Origin of the sequence: uncultured Rossellomorea sp., assembly GCF_947488365.1 — a bacterium.
Taxonomy (GTDB): domain Bacteria; phylum Bacillota; class Bacilli; order Bacillales; family Bacillaceae_B; genus Rossellomorea.
In genome coordinates, this window is record NZ_CANKZT010000008.1 from 129,031 (window position 1) to 145,999 (window position 16,969).

19 protein-coding genes and 2 riboswitches are annotated in these 16,969 nt (G+C 42.8%); of the genes, 13 read left to right on the forward strand and 6 right to left on the reverse strand.

Annotation, left to right across the window (positions count from 1 at the left end):
- Positions 1 to 59: 59 nt before the first annotated feature.
- Positions 60 to 884 (reverse strand): endonuclease VIII, encoded by an 825-nt coding sequence (nei, locus tag Q1B03_RS20210; RefSeq protein ID WP_299745991.1) that lies wholly within the window; start codon positions 882 to 884, stop codon positions 60 to 62.
- A 138-nt stretch (positions 885 to 1,022) separates the two neighbouring features.
- Positions 1,023 to 1,128, forward strand: a riboswitch (SAM riboswitch).
- A 94-nt stretch (positions 1,129 to 1,222) separates the two neighbouring features.
- On the opposite strand from nei, the gene mmuP reads away from it, so the two are divergent.
- Together mmuP and mmuM are read left to right on the forward strand one after the other, a co-directional pair.
- The gene (mmuP, locus tag Q1B03_RS20215; RefSeq protein ID WP_299745993.1) at positions 1,223 to 2,635 is read left to right on the forward strand and encodes an S-methylmethionine permease; all 1,413 of its coding nucleotides are present in this window, start codon (positions 1,223 to 1,225) and stop codon (positions 2,633 to 2,635) included.
- On the forward strand, positions 2,604 to 3,554 hold the full coding sequence (gene mmuM / locus Q1B03_RS20220) for a homocysteine S-methyltransferase (RefSeq protein ID WP_299745995.1): 951 nt from the start codon (positions 2,604 to 2,606) through the stop codon (positions 3,552 to 3,554). Before mmuP ends, mmuM begins: the two co-directional genes overlap by 32 nt.
- Before the next feature lie 70 nt (positions 3,555 to 3,624).
- Here mmuM and Q1B03_RS20225 read toward each other — a convergent pair whose 3' ends face one another.
- Together Q1B03_RS20225 and Q1B03_RS20230 are read right to left on the reverse strand one after the other, a co-directional pair.
- On the reverse strand, positions 3,625 to 4,986 hold the full coding sequence (locus Q1B03_RS20225; RefSeq protein ID WP_299745997.1) for a glucoamylase family protein: 1,362 nt from the start codon (positions 4,984 to 4,986) through the stop codon (positions 3,625 to 3,627).
- A gap of 326 nt (positions 4,987 to 5,312) precedes the next feature.
- Positions 5,313 to 6,212: a Gfo/Idh/MocA family protein gene (locus Q1B03_RS20230; RefSeq protein WP_299745999.1), complete on the reverse strand. Its 900-nt coding sequence runs from the start codon at positions 6,210 to 6,212 to the stop codon at positions 5,313 to 5,315.
- 207 nt (positions 6,213 to 6,419) lie between these two features.
- A riboswitch (purine riboswitch) is annotated at positions 6,420 to 6,523 on the forward strand.
- 169 nt (positions 6,524 to 6,692) lie between these two features.
- Between Q1B03_RS20230 and Q1B03_RS20235 the strand changes: the two genes are divergently transcribed.
- The 3 genes from Q1B03_RS20235 (at position 6,693) to Q1B03_RS20245 (ending at position 9,591) form a co-directional block, all read left to right on the forward strand.
- Complete coding sequence (locus Q1B03_RS20235; protein WP_299746001.1) at positions 6,693 to 7,562, forward strand: 5'-methylthioadenosine/S-adenosylhomocysteine nucleosidase; 870 nt, start codon at positions 6,693 to 6,695, stop codon at positions 7,560 to 7,562.
- 136 nt (positions 7,563 to 7,698) lie between these two features.
- Positions 7,699 to 8,484 carry an SDR family oxidoreductase gene (locus Q1B03_RS20240; RefSeq protein WP_299746002.1) on the forward strand — a complete coding sequence of 262 codons (786 nt, stop codon included), beginning with the start codon at positions 7,699 to 7,701 and terminating at the stop codon, positions 8,482 to 8,484.
- Between the two features lie 345 nt (positions 8,485 to 8,829).
- The gene (locus Q1B03_RS20245; RefSeq protein WP_366141313.1) at positions 8,830 to 9,591 is read left to right on the forward strand and encodes an RsmD family RNA methyltransferase; all 762 of its coding nucleotides are present in this window, start codon (positions 8,830 to 8,832) and stop codon (positions 9,589 to 9,591) included.
- Between the two features lie 176 nt (positions 9,592 to 9,767).
- Here the strand turns inward: Q1B03_RS20245 and Q1B03_RS20250 are convergent, their stop codons facing one another.
- A complete protein-coding gene (locus tag Q1B03_RS20250; RefSeq protein ID WP_299746006.1) occupies positions 9,768 to 9,983 on the reverse strand; it encodes a hypothetical protein in 216 nt (71 codons plus the stop codon).
- Positions 9,984 to 10,259: 276 nt separating this feature from the next.
- Here Q1B03_RS20250 and Q1B03_RS20255 point away from each other — a divergent pair, with 276 nt between their 5' ends.
- The 4 genes from Q1B03_RS20255 to Q1B03_RS20270 all read left to right on the forward strand — a co-directional run bounded on the left by Q1B03_RS20255 (position 10,260) and on the right by Q1B03_RS20270 (position 13,522).
- Positions 10,260 to 11,093 carry an aldo/keto reductase gene (locus tag Q1B03_RS20255; RefSeq protein ID WP_299746009.1) on the forward strand — a complete coding sequence of 278 codons (834 nt, stop codon included), beginning with the start codon at positions 10,260 to 10,262 and terminating at the stop codon, positions 11,091 to 11,093.
- A gap of 350 nt (positions 11,094 to 11,443) precedes the next feature.
- A complete protein-coding gene (locus Q1B03_RS20260; protein WP_299746011.1) occupies positions 11,444 to 12,475 on the forward strand; it encodes a fatty acid desaturase in 1,032 nt (343 codons plus the stop codon).
- Between the two features lie 79 nt (positions 12,476 to 12,554).
- Complete coding sequence (locus tag Q1B03_RS20265) at positions 12,555 to 13,040, forward strand: response regulator (protein WP_299746014.1); 486 nt, start codon at positions 12,555 to 12,557, stop codon at positions 13,038 to 13,040.
- 110 nt (positions 13,041 to 13,150) lie between these two features.
- A complete protein-coding gene (locus Q1B03_RS20270; protein WP_299746016.1) occupies positions 13,151 to 13,522 on the forward strand; it encodes a DUF2500 domain-containing protein in 372 nt (123 codons plus the stop codon).
- Between the two features lie 46 nt (positions 13,523 to 13,568).
- On the opposite strand, the gene rluF is transcribed toward Q1B03_RS20270, so the two are convergent.
- Complete coding sequence (rluF, locus tag Q1B03_RS20275; RefSeq protein WP_299746019.1) at positions 13,569 to 14,276, reverse strand: 23S rRNA pseudouridine(2604) synthase RluF; 708 nt, start codon at positions 14,274 to 14,276, stop codon at positions 13,569 to 13,571.
- A 189-nt stretch (positions 14,277 to 14,465) separates the two neighbouring features.
- Between rluF and Q1B03_RS20280 the strand changes: the two genes are divergently transcribed.
- The 3 genes from Q1B03_RS20280 to Q1B03_RS20290 all read left to right on the forward strand — a co-directional run bounded on the left by Q1B03_RS20280 (position 14,466) and on the right by Q1B03_RS20290 (position 15,912).
- Complete coding sequence (locus Q1B03_RS20280) at positions 14,466 to 15,230, forward strand: MerR family transcriptional regulator (protein WP_299746022.1); 765 nt, start codon at positions 14,466 to 14,468, stop codon at positions 15,228 to 15,230.
- A gap of 94 nt (positions 15,231 to 15,324) precedes the next feature.
- Entirely contained in the window at positions 15,325 to 15,474 is a 150-nt protein-coding gene (locus Q1B03_RS20285) for a DUF3934 family protein (protein ID WP_082051258.1), read from the forward strand.
- A gap of 237 nt (positions 15,475 to 15,711) precedes the next feature.
- Positions 15,712 to 15,912, forward strand: coding sequence for a cold-shock protein (locus Q1B03_RS20290; protein ID WP_064094055.1), 201 nt, complete (start codon positions 15,712 to 15,714; stop codon positions 15,910 to 15,912).
- A 93-nt stretch (positions 15,913 to 16,005) separates the two neighbouring features.
- Here the strand turns inward: Q1B03_RS20290 and Q1B03_RS20295 are convergent, their stop codons facing one another.
- Positions 16,006 to 16,218 carry a hypothetical protein gene (locus Q1B03_RS20295; RefSeq protein WP_299746041.1) on the reverse strand — a complete coding sequence of 71 codons (213 nt, stop codon included), beginning with the start codon at positions 16,216 to 16,218 and terminating at the stop codon, positions 16,006 to 16,008.
- Positions 16,219 to 16,481: 263 nt separating this feature from the next.
- On the opposite strand from Q1B03_RS20295, the gene Q1B03_RS20300 reads away from it, so the two are divergent.
- Entirely contained in the window at positions 16,482 to 16,682 is a 201-nt protein-coding gene (locus Q1B03_RS20300; protein WP_064094055.1) for a cold-shock protein, read from the forward strand.
- Positions 16,683 to 16,969: the final 287 nt, after the last annotated feature.

Genomic DNA, 16,969 nt, shown 5'->3' on the forward strand with positions numbered 1-16,969 from the left:
GAGCTTTTTACTGTAACACAGTTATCTTTGTTCATGGGAGGCGAGGGGGTGCAGGGAACCTATCTCCCAACCTGACATACCGGACAAAAATACAACCGCCTCGAAGCTGCGACCGTCTTCTCAATTTCACTCCCACAAATAAAGCATGATGCTCCTTCCCGATTGAATACCCAATGTCGATATTTTGAGCGCTTCTCTCCTTGAGCTTTTAACTTATCAACAAGTTCAAGATCGTTTGTAATTCCCCCAGTCTTATAGGATTGCATCATTAAATGAATGATTGCCTCTGATGTTTTCATCAATTGATCTTTCGTACAGTCAATCGGACGGAGAGAAGGGTGGATGCCTGCTGCAAACATGATCTCAGATCTCAAATAATTCCCGATTCCTGCTACAAACCCTTGATCTAATAAAAGAATCGACCACTTTCTTTTGTAGAATCGTTTGTCTTTCATTCTTTGGAGCAACTCGTCCGCTGTTACTTCTTCACTCAAAATATCGGGTCCCACTTTTGCAACGAAAGGATGCTCAGGTACCTCTTCATCACGGAGGACTTCAATATCAGATGCACTGTAAAGAAGTGCCGACTTTTTCTCATTATGTAGAGCCAATCTGAGCTGGCGGTTTGTCTTCGGATAATTGTAAAGGTTCCTGATGTACCACTTTCCATAGAGTTGATTGTGTGAATAAATGGTGTAGCCATTGTCAAAGCGGATAAGCATGGCTTTTCCTTTCGTATCCACTCTGGTCACGATCGATCCTTTTAAAAGGTCTTCGTACTCTTCTAAATGAGGGAAGGCAAAGTACACATCTTGTACGTTTTTATTTTTAAGAGCGCGCTCTACTCCATCTGCAGCTCTTCTGATTTCCGGACCTTCTGGCATGGCAGTTTCTCCTTTTTTAGTATAGTTGTTCCCTTTTTTCTTTCCGAAGTAACATTCGGATAGGCTGGGCTGCTCATCTGTTTCATGTTCTTGACATTATTCCAATATATTGATAAAGTTTTAAAAAATCTACATATTTTCTTATCCAGAGAGGTGGAGGGACTGGCCCTTTGAAGCCTCAGCAACAGGTCTGTGAAGATACTGTGCTAATTCCAGCGGGTGATTCAAACCTGATAGATAGGAGCAATCTTTTATTTGTCGGTGACGCACTCGTTCAGGGTGCGTTTTTTGTTTGTCCACTTATTCCACAATATATTCAGGAGGAAGGGTGTTTTTTTATGGAACACGCAGGTCAGAGTTTTAAAAGGAAGATGAAGACACGGCATTTGGTGATGCTGTCTCTTGGAGGGGTGATCGGAACCGGGCTATTCTTGAGTTCGGGTTATACGATTCATCAGGCTGGACCGTTTGGGACGATCCTTGCTTATTTGATTGGGGCGCTGGTTGTTTATCTTGTGATGCTTTGCTTAGGCGAGCTTTCTGTCCATATGCCGGAGACGGGATCCTTTCATAGTTATGCTGCAAAGTTCATTGGTCCAGGCACCGGTTACACGGTGGGCTGGTTATATTGGCTGACATGGACAGTGGCATTGGGGTCGGAGTTTACGGCGGCTGGCTTGATGATGCAGCGCTGGTTTCCTTCGATTAGTGTATGGATATGGAGCGCGGTCTTTGCTGCGTTGATTTTTGGACTTAATGCATGGTCAGTGCGGTTTTTTGCTGAATCTGAATTTTGGTTTTCTTTAGTAAAAGTGATTTCGATTGTTGCGTTTATTGTGATCGGGGCAGGGGCGATTGTCGGGTTCATCCCTCTCGGTCAATCAGAGCCCGCTCCGTTTTTCTCGAATATCACAAGTTCAGGGTTGTTTCCGAATGGGGCATTTGCCATCTTGATGACCATGCTTGCCGTGAACTTTGCCTTTTCAGGAACAGAATTGATCGGGGTTGCGGCGGGAGAAACGGAGAATCCATCAAAATCGATTCCTAAAGCTATCCGCACCACGCTTGTGAGATTGATCATCTTTTATGTAGGGACGATTGTCGTATTATCTGCTTTATTACCGAGCCAGTCAGCCGGTATATTGGAAAGTCCTTTCGTAGCGGTGCTAGGACGGATTGGAATCCCATATGCCGCCGATATCATGAATTTTGTTATTATAACGGCCATTTTATCAGCCGCAAACTCAGGTTTGTATGCTTCTTCCAGAATGCTATGGTCGCTGGCAGATAAGCAAACCATCTCACCGATCTTTGCCAAATTGACTGATAGGGGAGTCCCTCTCAATGCGATTGTATGCAGCATGCTGGGAGGGGGACTGGCCTTGCTTTCAAGCATCATTGCACCGGGAACGGTCTACATCGTATTGGTTTCGGTCTCAGGCCTTGCGGTAGTGATCGTGTGGATGAGCATTAGTGCTGCCCAATTTCTATTTCGAAGACAGTATATAAAGGAAGGAAACGATGTGAAAGATCTGGCTTATCGGACGCCGCTCTACCCACTCGTTCCCATTGCGTCATTTCTGCTTTGTCTAGCTTCTTGTATCGGCATTGCCTTTGATCCCACTCAGAGGATAGCCCTTTATTGCGGAATCCCGTTTATCGTCCTTTGCTATGGAAGCTATTATCTAACACAATACGTAAAGAAAAGAGGAAAAGGTTATGTCGAATCAACTGAAGCTAAATCCCATTGATAGTATTTTACAAAAACATTCCCCACTGATTTTAGATGGAGCATTAGCCACAGAGCTGGAATCCCATGGCTTTGATTTAAACGATTCCCTTTGGTCTGCCCGTATACTTCTTGAAAAACCGGAAGCGATTGAGAAGGTTCATGCTGATTATTTCCGTGCAGGAGCCGATTGTGCGATTACAGCCAGCTACCAGGCAACGGTGGATGGTTTTAAAAAGCGAGGAATAGAGAAACCTGAAGCGCTGGAATTAATCAAGAGAACGGTTACTCTTGCCAAACAGGCCCGGGATGAATTCTGGAAGGAAGAGAAGGGCAATGCGAATCGGCCGAAACCAATCGTTGCAGGTTCTGTAGGACCTTACGGGGCATACCTTGCTGACGGCTCTGAATACGTTGGGAACTATGGAGTAAGTGATCAACATTTAGCAGATTTCCATTTTCCAAGAATCCAGGCATTAGTGGAGGCGGGTGCTGATTTGTTGGCATTCGAAACCATCCCGTCCTTGCAGGAAGCAAAGGTACTAGCTTCACTTCTGAAAGAATTTCCAGATACCTGCGCCTGGCTGTCTTTTTCATTAAAGGATGGAGAGACGATAAGTGATGGAACGGGGATTGAAGAGTGCGCGTGTGTGTTCAATGACGATGAACAAATCGCTGCAATTGGTGTGAATTGTGCACCAATTCCTGCGGCCAAGAAGGCGATAAGCGTATTAAGCAGAAACACTGACAAACCACTCATCGTGTACCCGAACTCAGGTGAGTCTTACAATGCTGAGACCAAAACGTGGCATGGGGAGGAAGGGTGCTCGGCGTTTGATGAGCAATCAGTAGTTTGGTACGAGGCAGGTGCCCGTATCATTGGTGGTTGCTGCCGGACGGATCCGGGTCAAATTGAGGCGTTGGCGAAGAGATGGAGGTAGGCAGTAACACTTTAAATACAAAAAGCCCAAGTAATACATCCACTTGGGCTTTTACATTATCTTCGCTACATTATTTAATAGAGAACGTCTCTTTTATCAGCAGGTCCTCAGGTGATTTCCCGATTTGATCTTGATGGAAGTAATCTCTGATGACTCCATCTTTTAAATAATTGACGATTGAGACCATTGTCATACCTTGATCTAAGGCGAGGTAGGCTTGTGTCACTTCACCTGTTTCCACATTGACTGAATCAAGGAAGCCGTATTTCCCGTACATATCGAAACGTTTCAACGCTTGGATGTTTTTGAACGCTTCCATCGGTGCGTATTCAAGTGCAAGGAAAGTGGCGTGTGGAGTGACAGTGCCATCTGACTTATAGCCGTCCATGCCTAATGGAGTAGCGGCAAATTCTGAATAGTTATCCGGTGTGGCTGCTGGTGACATGCCCCAGGCTGCATACCCTTGCTCTTTAGCATATTGAATCTGGATGTCTACATGACGCTTATTGTTCAAGCCAAGTGCGTTCTTCCCGAGTTCTTTCTCCTTCAGTACAAGCTGTGGCATCAATGCTTCAAACATGCTTCCTCCCCAGCTTGGTACATATTTAGTGCCCTTGTAGCTGTAATGTCCTTCGAAGACATCTACGCCGTCATATGTTTCTGTATATCCTTCAGGAATTTGAGCCTGCCAATCCCAGCTTTCAGGCATGGTGCGGAACATTCTCCACCAATGTTCTTCCGGTACGTCCTCTTTCCCGATGGCGATGTAGCTTGCTACGCGTGGTTCAGTATAGAAGGCACCATAATGATGAGAAGTATAGCTCTCGGTTGCTACATCATATCCGCCCAGCATTTGTCCTACTTCCGGTGTGTAAAGAGTGGAATAATCCATGTCCTCTACTAATGCGTGGGTCTCTTCATAGAGTTCCGGATACGCTTGTCCCACTACAACGAGTCCTGCAGATAGCCATCCATTATCAACAGTTGAAATGAATTGCCCCCAATCTGTCATGAGCGTTGCATCTTCTGTATAGTACCAGTTGTAAAATAATCCGTTCCATTTTTCCATAGCTTTTAATGAATTCAACGTCTTTTCGATGTTTGTCACGGCATCTTCACGTGAGATCAGGCCGACTTCCTCAGCTGAAATCGTACTCATCATATACATGGCGATGTTCGTTGGTGACGTGAATTTCTGGGCATTGATCTCCCCATTATCCATTCGTACGGCATCATAAGTGAGCCCGGTTTTCTTATCTGTAAAATCCTCGAAGTATCGATAGGTATTTTTTGAAATCGCTTTCAATTGTTTGGACAAAGCGATCTCTTTTCCTTTGGTTGTGTGCTCTGCAGAAGCCGCAGCAGGGGTTGTGGCGCTGACGATTAGCAATAAAGCTAACAGCAAAGAAAAATATTTCTTCAAATTTGACACTTCCTTTCAATTTGGTGAAACGTTTCGATTAAAGTATACAAGAGTGATCAAGAGACGTATATCACTCAATAGTAACAATTATCTGAAAATAAGAAGTAGGTATATTACATCTCTTGTGAGTCTTTTATACTAGTGGAATCGGCAAGTAAACTCTATAGCCAGATCCGTCTCTCAATGCATAGAGTGCTAACATATTGAAACGCTACTATCTTTTTCTTTCTGGATAAGTGTTATTGGTTTTTATTAAAGAGGGACGTGGGGACAGGTTCCTTGTCCCGACACCCTTTTCATGAATGGGACAAGGAACCTGTCCCTAGTCCCATGCCCTACTCAATCATCCCGACAATCCTCTCACAAATTTCATGGGTTACGAGTGAATCCTCAATCGATGGGTCAGGCGTTGTACCATTTTGCACACAAGCTATGAAATGATCCACTAAATCATAAAACCCACGCTTATACAAAGTAGGCTCCCAATCACCAAATGAAGAAGAGCTGACTTCTTTATTATGATAGTGAGTCGTTTCCACGAGACTGTCGACGACATATTTATGATGTCCTGCAGAGTACTCGATGATTTCTTCCGTCACACCGCCATCACGGTTCATGATGCCCACAGCGGTACAGCCGTCACCGATCAACTGGATGACTAAATGATGAAGCTTGTCTTCTTTTTTTAGATGCTGAACCCTTACATCCTGAACCTCTGTATCCATTAAGAATCGCAGAGTATCTACAACATGGATGAAATCTTCTACGACGAACCTTCTGGCGTAATCAGGTAAAGCGTATCTGTTTTTTTGCATAAGAAGGAAGCTCGGTTTTCCGTGTTCTTTAAGCTCTTTCACTTTTGGTATGAAACGCCTGTTGAAACCAACCATAGCGATTTTGCCACTCTCTTTTGCAAGCTGGACGATTCTTTCGGTTTCGTGAAAGTTCAAGGAAATCGGCTTATCTATGTAAACGTTGATGCCATTCTCGAGTAGTTTTTCCGTTATTTCAAAGTGTGCTTCGGTAGCCGTACTCACAAATGCTGCGTCTATATTGGTTGCTATCAGTTCTTCTACAGTCTGTACCTTTTCCTGGATCCGATATTTGTTTGCCAGAGCATTCAGGGTTTCAGCATTCCTCGTGCAAAGCACCAGCTCGACTCCTTCTTTTTCAGAGAGAACTGGCAGGTAGGCTTTCTTGGCGATATCTCCTAATCCGATAAGTCCGATTTTCATGATTTTCACCCCGTTGTTTATTTTGTAGCTTCCTTTCATTATATTAATCTTGATTGATATATCAAATGTAAGGCTTTTCTGCATGAAGATCCCTTTTAATCGTGACTAATGTGCATCTACTGAAACACGAACAATTAACATATTGATAAAAATAATATTCGTATTTCGGTTGAATAATTAATTTGGGTCTGGTATAGTAGCACAGTACTGATTTTACATATCGTTACTCGTATATCCTCGGTAATATGGTCTGAGTGTTTCTACCTGGTTCCCATTATAAGAACTAGACTACGAGTTGAAGTATTCGGTTTTACGCCTTTTTTGACGTAGCCACTTTGTGATGCACATCCCTGTTCACCACCTATACTTTGACTTCGAAGGTCTGGAAAGTAGAAACCACTCTACATGTTCTGGATCTTTTTCTTTTGGTCAAAACAACGAGATATCAACATCAGGAAAAAACGAAAAAGGAGAGATTTAATGAAAAAGAAACTGGCTTTATTCGCATCATTATCCTTACTCGCATTGTCCTTATTTACTGGATGCAGTTCCACTTCACAGACTGCAGCTAAGGAAGAAAAGGCAGAGAGGCCCATTATGATTCAAGGTCCAATGCCGATTGAAGCTGAAAAGTTTGCAGGGAAATTAGAAAATGTGAAAGAAGAAAAATCGGGATCATTTGTTTTTTATATAGGAACGCTTGATGATTATCCTGTCATCGTTGCCAAAACCGGTAAAGGGATGGAAAACACGGCAGCAGCTACTGCGGTAGCCATTGAGAAATACGATCCAATCGCCATCATCAACCAAGGAACATCAGGTGGACATGACCCTGAACTACATGTATTTGATATCGTATTAGGAGAAAGAACCGTGAACCTGGGTTCATTGAAAACTGCTGACAAAGCTGATAACGAAGGAATTGATCCAACCGTCTGGAAGCCGATGGACTTAATGGCTTCTGAAGGCAGTGCAGGTGAAGACCCAAATGCTGAAAAGATCCGTTATTACGATGGAGACGAGGACTTACTTGAAGCTGCCAAAGCAGTGAAGGATACATACACTGATGGTAAGATCGTCGAGGGCACAATCGGATCTGCCGACGTGTGGAATAATGAAGTGGACCGCATCCAATGGTTCCATGAGAAATACGGTACTTCTGTAGAGGAGATGGAAGGTGCCGCAGCAGCACAGATTGCCGGTGCATATGATGTAGCGTTCCTGGGAATCCGTGTACTGTCCAATAACAAGACAAACGGTGGAGCATACAACCCGGAAACCGCATCATCGAATCAGGAATATGTCTATGAAGTGGTGAAAGAATATATTTCCACTATGGAAAATAAATAATGTTGTGGGGCCAGCCCCCTGGTAAACTAATGCGTTAGTGAGCCGGGGGCTGGCCTCTTTTTTATATAAAAAGTTTTACACATTTTGTTAAAGGGAAGAAAGAAGGAAGACACGTTTTTAATAGGAGGAATACAGAATGGCTAAAACAATTTTCATTACAGGAGCAGGAAGTGGTCTGGCAAGAGGAGCATCACTCGGTCTTGCAAAAAAGGGCCACCGTGTGATTGCGACGACAGAGCTTACTTCCCAGAAAACCGATCTTATGAGGGAAGCGGAAGAGCAAAATCTGGATATGGAAGTATTCAAGCTCGATATTACAAACTCCAGAGATCGGGAACAGATTACCAATTATGATTTCGACGTATTTGTAGCAAACGCAGCGATCAATGAAGGCGGACCACTCGGAGAAGTTCCTATGGACCGTTTCCGTGCACTATTTGAAGTGAACGTCTTCGCAACCCTTGAAACCGTTCAACTGGCCGCAAGGAATCTTGTGAAAAAAGGAAGCGGAAAGATCGTGTTCATGAGTTCTATGGCAGGGATATCAGCGACACCATATGTGGGTCCTTACACAGCAACGAAGCACGCCATTGAAGGAATTGCTCAAACCTTGAAATCGGAGCTTGAAGAGTTCGGAGTGAAGGTTGCAACCATCAACCCGGGTGCGTTCGAGACCGGCTTCAATAAAAGAAGCGCAGAGGAAATCTGGAAATGGTTCGATGATGAAAAGAACTTTACCCGTAAAGAAGATATGCTAAAACAGCAGGAAGGGTTAAAAGACCAGTTCGATCCGGAAGACATGATTCAAAAGATGATTGAAATCATCCCCGCCGAAAACCATAAATTCCGTACGGTTTATCCGGAAGAAACGGAGAAGCAGCTGAAGGAAACCCAGCAGGAACGTTGGGAAATGAAAATTTGATAAAGGATCATTTTTAGTAACGGCCCATTCAATTATGGATGGGCTTTTTTAATGAAGGTCCGTCCCTCACCACGTTAAAGCGTTGAGGGACGGACCTTATCGGGTAAGAACCCTCTCCGTATGTTACAATGTTCTAATGCAACACAACATTTTTAACATCACACGGAGATGATCACTATAGAAGCGAAAAACTATTTATATACGTATTCATGGGAAGCGAACGAAGGATCCTTATGCGCATTGGAAAGAAGAGCGTTATTTGGAAAAAACTCTGAATCTGGTATTCTGGAAAGTTCAGTGAAAATAGATCCTAGTAGAAGTCCTTTTATTAGAGAACGGCTTGACATGATATGCGAGGGAAAAAGTTTTGAAGATTTACTAGAAGAAATAGAAAAATTAGAAGCACTGGATGGATTCAAAGTAGTATATGTACAAAATCCAGATTCCGAAAGAGTGGGCTTTAAGAAGCTGCGTAGGATTGAGAAGGAAGTGGGCTTGCATCTGAAAGGGGAAGCTGAGTTGGTCGATCCGGACATTTGGTTCGGGGTCATACAGACGAACGATCGTTGGGTATTCGGAAAATATATGAAAAATGAAGCCGTTTGGTTACACCATGTGAAGAAGCCGCACAGCTATTCGACTGCACTTAGCACTCGTGTAGCAAGAGCGGTCGTAAACATAGCGTCCCCAAATCCGGATGGGATCAAGATGATTGATCCTTGTTGCGGAATTGGGACAGTCCTTGTCGAGGCGTTGTCCATGGGAATCGATATTGTCGGTAGTGACCGCAATCCTTTGATCCTGGATGGAGTAAAGGAGAATATCGCTCATTTTGGTTTCGAAGGGGCAGTCTCTTTAAAGGATATTAACGACGTCAAGGGTAGCTATGATGTGGCCGTGATTGACCTTCCCTACAATCTTTGTTCAGTGATTACGGATGATGAGCAGCTTGAAATGCTTCGCAGTGCGAGACGATTTGCAACGAAGGTCGTGATCGTGACATTGGAAGATGCCGATGCAAACGTTAAAAAAGCAGGATTCCAGATTGTAGACCGCTGTGAAGTGAGCAAGGGGAGATTTGTACGGCAGATATTGGTATGTGAGTGATGAGGACAGATCCCCGCTGCATTCCTTTACATGATATCCACTCCAATGCCAGATTCTCGTTAAGAAAGCATTTCAGTACAGGGCGGGGTACGGGTTATTAAGATTACTTATCTAGCTGAGAAGGGGAACATGTCCCAATCAAAAAGAGACCCGGATCAACCCGGGTCTCTTTTCGATTAACATTTTCTGTGAAGTTTTGCCTGTACAACCTTAAAGATGATGCATAGTGCAAAAATCACAATAGCGATCACTGCAATTGTACTGGTAATCGGAGTGACCACTGCTAAAATACCAGTAATCGTTGCCGGTAAACCACTAAACAGAGTTACCCCCAATAGTGCAAATCCTGCCAGGATACCTGCCAGTAATAAAAGAATAAAACGATCTAACATTTTGTTCCCCCCTTTCAGCACATTATATGTACAAGCTGAAACAACAGTGAGGGTTTATGGAAAATGTGTTTATGACATGGTAGATCCAACTACTTTCATAATGGAATGAACAAACCATACAAGGATGTACTAATAAAGCCACTCTTTTCAGGCACTTCCAAGTACCTATCCCACAAAAAAGTACCTACTTTTCAAGCTTTATTTCATGGTCCATACTATATTCATGTTCTCCTCGAGAACATTCTATTTTATATAAAGTTAAAGGAGAGTGTAGGTATGAACGTCAAATCTATCACTTTAAATAATCATATAAAAATGCCAGAAGTAGGGTACGGAGTTTTCCGGGTAGAGGATGGTCCAGAATTAGAACGGGCGGTGCAAACTGCTATCAAGTTGGGGTACCGTAGTATCGATACAGCCGCCATCTATGGAAATGAAGAGAGTGTCGGGAAAGGCATCAATAAAGCGATTGAAGCTGGAATTGTGTCCCGGGAGGAATTGTTTGTCACTTCGAAGGTTTGGAATAATGGCCTTTCCTATGATGAAACGATCGCGGCTTACGAAGAAAGCTTAGAGAAAATGGGACTTGACTATCTCGATCTTTATTTGATTCACTGGCCTGGAAAAGAGAAGTACATGGAGTCTTGGAAAGCTCTTGAATCCCTTTATAAAGAGGGCAGGATCAAAGCGATCGGTGTAAGTAACTTCCAGGTACATCACTTGGAGCATTTACTCGAGGAAGCTGAAATCACTCCTGTTGTTAACCAGATCGAATTCCATCCCAAGCTGATTCAAACGGAAGTGAGAGATTTTTGCCAGAAGCACAATATCCAAGTTGAAGCCTGGTCTCCCCTTATGAATGCAGAGCTATTAAGCAATGAAACCATTAAAGGGATTGCTCAGTCACATGGTAAATCACCCGCTCAAGTGATACTGCGCTGGGATCTCCAACAAGGAGTCATCACAATTCCAAAGTCCATGACGGAGTCCAGAATTCAAGAAAACATTTCTATATATGATTTTGAATTAACTTCTGAACAAATGGATCAATTAGATGCATTAAATGAAGGTCTCCGCAGTGGTCCGGATCCGGATGAGTTCGATTTTTAATGAGTGAATAGTACAAAAGAGGATGACCTAAAGAAAATCTTTGGGCCATCCTCTTTATTTGTAGGCTATACAAGAGACTTTTTGTTATATTGAAGAACTTTTTTATAAAACCTCTCTAAAAAATCCCTCAAACAAGAATATTTTTCTAATCTGAAAAAATAATATAACCAATTGGAAACGTGAAGCAATCATTGTGAATCCAGCAATATCAAGGGTTTGTGCGTTAGTGGGTTCATGACAAATTCTCCCTTATGACATTTGTCATACCCAGCATATGACACCTACTACTAACACGATGATTTCGCTTATCCTATAATGAGTTCAACGCCTTAAATGAAGGGAATTATGACATGACAAATATAAAAACGTTGAAAAAAGAAGTTGCTCCTTATGAAAAGTCAACAACAAAGGAAAGTGTATGGCAGATCATCAACACGCTGGGGCCATTCTTTCTATTATGGTTTCTTGCGTATCAAAGTCTTTCGGTATCGTACTGGCTGGCGCTCGTTCCAATCGTGATCGCTGCAGGGTTCCTGACACGAATCTTCATTATCTTTCATGATTGTACCCATTTCTCTTTCTTTAAAAGCCGCCGTGTAAACCGAATCGTCGGAACAGCTATGGGTGTGTTAACGCTATTCCCGTTCGACCAGTGGGGGCATGATCATGCCGTCCATCACGCGACAAGCGGGAACCTGGATAAGCGTGGAACAGGTGACATCTGGACGCTGACGATTGATGAATATTTAGCAGCACCTCTTAAGATTCGTTTAGCGTATCGCTTTTACCGCAATCCGTTCGTTATGTTTGTATTAGGACCGATTTATGTATTCCTTCTGAAAAATAGATTTAACCGTAAAAATGCACGTAAGAAAGAACGTAATAACACGTATTTAGTGAACGTGATCATCGTGGCCCTTATCGCACTTCTATGTGTGACACTGGGATGGCAGGAATTCCTGCTGGTACAGGGATCCATCTTCATGGTTTCAGGATCGATCGGAATTTGGTTGTTCTATGTTCAGCATACGTTTGAAGACTCGTATTTCGAAGAAGACAAAGAATGGCAATATGTGTTGGCGGCTGTTGAAGGAAGCTCCTTCTATAAGCTTCCAAAAATCATGCAGTTCCTTACAGGTAACATCGGTTATCACCATATTCACCATCTAAGTCCGAGAGTGCCGAACTACAGACTGGAAGAAGCTCATAAAAACTCAGAGCCATTACAAAAAGTACCAACCATCTCACTTTTAACAAGCTTAAAATCATTACGTTTCAAGCTTTGGGATGAAGAAAACAAAACGTTTGTAAGCTTTAGAGGCATCAAGTCTCTGGATAAGTCAAAATCAAGAATCTCGACTGAAGCCAAACCTGAACTATAAACCTGACCGACTCTCCTTATGAACGTTTCATATAAGGGGAGTCTTTACTTGATAAGGCCTATAAAAGGAGAGAACCTACATGATTCGAATCGTCATACAAGAAGACCAACAGTTGCTCCGTGAAACCATGAGCTCCCTCCTTAACCTGGAGGACGATATGGAAGTCGTCGGTCAGGCATCGGGCATACAGGACTCCCAAACACTTATCCAAAAACTAAAACCAGACCTCTTCATCATGGATATTGAAATGCTGGAGAGGGACGGACCTCTAGAGGCAGGATGTCCACTGCTTGTTCTTACTACATTTGCAAAAAAGGGGTATCGAGATAAAGTGGAACAAGCGGATGCACGCGGGTATCTGTTGAAGGACAGTCCAAGTGATGAATTGACATCGTCGATTCGTAACATAATGGGAGGAATGAAGGTCTATTCCTCTAAGCTCAATATAGCTGAGGAAGAGTCCCGGGAATGTACTTCCTATGAAATTCCTCGTACGCCAAAACCAGTGAAGAAGAATTATATAACAATGGTCATAAATAAGATGAAGCTTCCGACAGGATCATAGCCTTCCCTCCTCAATCAGGGGAGGTTTTTTTGTGAATATGAAATAACTTTAATAACATATAAAAGAATATAGATGGTAAAATAGTGGGAAATACCCAAGGGGGGAGTTACATGGCACCAGGAGGAGATATGATGTTTCAAATTGTCCCTATTTTTATAGGGATCGTCTTTGTCATCGTGATTTCGTTCATTCTGTTCTCCATTATAAAAGGAGTGGGCGAGTGGAGTAAGAATAACCAGTCACCCGTTATAAATGTCCGGGCAAAAGTCCTTGCCAAAAGGACGGCAGTAAGAGGTGGTGGGGAAACAAGAGCCTATAGCCAATACTTTGTCACCTTCGAAGTGGACAGTGGGGACAGGATGGAGTTAAAGGTCAAAGATACTGAGTATGGGATGCTTGTGGAAGGAGACCAGGGGGAATTGAACTTCCAGGGCTCCCGTTATCTTGGGTTCGTCCGTCACTCTCGGGAAGTCCATATGTAAAAAACGGACCCGCCATACACAACGTATGGCGGGTCCGGCTGGATGATTACCATTCCTTCGGTTCATAATCCAAATCCTGAAACAGTCGCGTCTTCTCTTTCTTAGAAAGGTCACGCCATTGTCCTACAGGCAGGTTCCCTAAATGAATATTCATGATCCTCGTACGCTGCAGTCTATATACCTCGTATCCAAGGGCTTCGCACATACGACGTATTTGGCGGTTCAATCCTTGAGTCAATGTGATTTGGAAGACATACTTAGAAATCTGTTCAACCTTACATGGCAGTGTCTTCGTTCCCAGGATCTTAACACCCTCCGACATCTGCTTTAGAAAATCCTCTGAAATCGGGCGGTCAACCGTCACGATGTATTCCTTCTCATGCTGATTCTCGGCACGAAGGATTTCATTGACGATATCCCCATCGTTCGTAAGAAGAATCAAGCCATCTGAATCCTTGTCCAATCGTCCGATATTGAAAATTCGCAGGGGATGATTGACGAGATCCACAATATTCCCTTTCACGCCTTTTTCTGTGGTACTCGTAATCCCAACAGGTTTATTTAAAGCGATATATACATTGTTTCGTGCCACCCTTACAGGTGCCCCGCTCACCTTCACATCATCCCCGGGATTCACTTGATCTCCAATCTTCGCGATCTTCCCGTTAATGGTCACTCTTCCTTCTGTAATCAATTTATCTGCACCGCGTCTGGATGCCTTTCCAGCTTCGCTGATATATTTATTAATACGCATGTTCAACACAACCTTAAACTGATAATTAATAATCTAAGAATATCGGACTGCTGCTTTATTTTCAAGGGATTCCCCAAATAGATCCCTTCCAGGTGGGCTATCCTATCAAATAAAAAACTTTTTTCAAAAACCCCCTTTACATTCACGCAGCGTCAACCTGTAAAGTAAGAATTGTCAGGAGGTGAAATCATGGAATATACCGTTAAGAAGCTTGGGGAGCTCGCTGGTGTGAGCACACGAACTCTGCGCTATTATGATGAAATTGAGATTCTGAAGCCGGCAAGGACCAATTCGTCAGGATATCGGATATACGGGCAGAGGGAAGTCGACCGACTGCAGCAGATCCTCTTTTATAAAGAATTAGGTGTAGGACTGGATGAAATCAAGGATATTCTGGATGATCCTGCCTTTGACGCAACTCATGCCTTGAAGGAACACCGCGAAAAATTGTTAGCCAGACGAGAGCAGCTTGATCAATTGATTGCAAATGTAGATAAAACAATACATGTAAAGGAAGGGAGAATGACCATGTCAGATAAAGAAAAGTTTGAAGGATTCAAGCAAAAGATGATTGAGGATAACGAGAAAAGGTATGGAAAAGAAGTACGGGAGAAATATGGTGACAAGGCAGTGGACGAATCTAACGCCAAAGTGATGAACATGTCCCAGGAAGACCATGAAAAAGTCACAGGGCTTGAAAAAGAGATAAAAGTAACGTTAGCCGAAGCGTTCGAAACAGGTGATCCAGCAAGCGACATCGCCCAGAAAGCTGCTGACTTGCATAAAGAGTGGATCACATTCTACTGGGGACAGTACACCAAGGAGGGTCATGCCGGTCTTGCTCAGATGTATGTCGATGATGAGCGGTTTAAGGCATACTATGATGCAGAGCAGGAGGGTGTGGCTGAGTTCTTGAGGGACGCGATCCACATCTACACAGGGCAGAAAAACTGAGTGGAATAAACAAGGAGTTCATTCCTCCACTAATAAGTGTTATGATATGAGGACGAACTTGAAAGAACGTACCTTATCATAACGGAGTGAAAAAATGAGTAAACCAAAGAAAAAGAGCGGCACAGGCCAAGGCACAGGAAAGAAAGGCTGGAATCGCTGGCAGGCCGGAGCAAATAAGAAGAAGAGCAACAAGCCCTATACTAGTAAAGGCGTAAAACATGGGAGTAAGCAGGAAGATAAATAGTCATATGTAAGTCCATTTCCTTCCGGGGAAGTGGACTTTTATATAGGAAGATAGAGTGGGTCTTCAACAATTTTGTAAAAGTATTTGCTATTTTTACGATTTCCTGTTATTCTAAGAAAGAATTATTTTTGTTCGGTCTGTAAGGAATGAAAGTATTTAAACTTTTCGCCTTTGATATCTAATTGAGCAACGATAGTAATAAATCGTGGATTCAAGTCCACACAGGAGGAAACAATTATGCAACAAGGTACAGTAAAATGGTTTAACGCAGAAAAAGGTTTCGGTTTCATCGAAATCGAAGGTGGAGAAGATGTATTCGTACATTTCTCAGCTATCCAAGGCGAAGGATTTAAATCTTTAGACGAAGGTCAAAAAGTTACATTTGACACTGAGCAAGGTCAACGTGGACTTCAAGCGACTAACGTAAACAAAGCGTAATAGCTTTATGATGAAGGACTCTCTCTGAGAGTCCTTTTTTATTTGCGAAAAAAAAGAGGTCCCTGCAGTTCGATCACAGGCACCTTTTCAAAATTACGTTAACGCATACTTAATGATTCCTTGAATGTAAACGGAGGATTCATTCTGATTACATTCCCTGATTTTGATTTTTCCTTCTTTTTCTAACTCAGTTGCCAGATTTTTGATTGTTTGTGCTTCTTCTTTTGAAGTCATAGGGATTTCAATTGAAAAGAAGTTTCCGCGACTGGCTTGATTTAAACTTTTTAATAATCCAATTTTATTCATTTGGGTCATCCCCTTTATCTCTTACTTTCGACATAAGGACGGATTTATCCTTTACTAATGGAGAGTTTAAAGAATAAAGAGGGGTTGAGGGTGATTATTGTATTCGATTTGCTTTTTCTCAGGTTATCTGTTATTCTAAGAAAGAATTATTTTTGTTCGGTCTGTAAGGAAAGAATAAGTATTTAAACTTTTCGCCTTTGATATCTAATTGAGCAACGATAGTAATAAATCGTGGATTCAAGTCCACACAGGAGGAAACAATTATGCAACAAGGTACAGTAAAGTGGTTTAACGCAGAAAAAGGTTTCGGTTTCATCGAAATCGAAGGTGGAGAAGATGTATTCGTACATTTCTCAGCTATCCAAGGCGAAGGATTTAAATCTTTAGACGAAGGTCAAAAAGTTACATTTGACACTGAGCAAGGTCAACGTGGACTTCAAGCGACTAACGTAAACAAAGCGTAATAGCTTTTGATGAAGGGACTCTCTCGGAGGGTCCTTTTTTTATTTTTTATTGTTGTCTGGGCTGAACGAGCCGCCTGCGCTTTAGGTGTCATCCAGCTCCGGCGGCTAGAGGCTCGAGGTCATAAGTCAAACATGCCAAAAAGGCAAAGAACGCCTTTCCGGCATGTTCGTCTTATGCTTGTCGCCTCTGGGCGAGCCGCCTGCGCATTTGGTGTCATCCAGCTCCGGCGGCTAGAGGCTCGAGGTCATAAGTCAAACATGCCAAAAAGGCAAAGAACGCCTTTCCG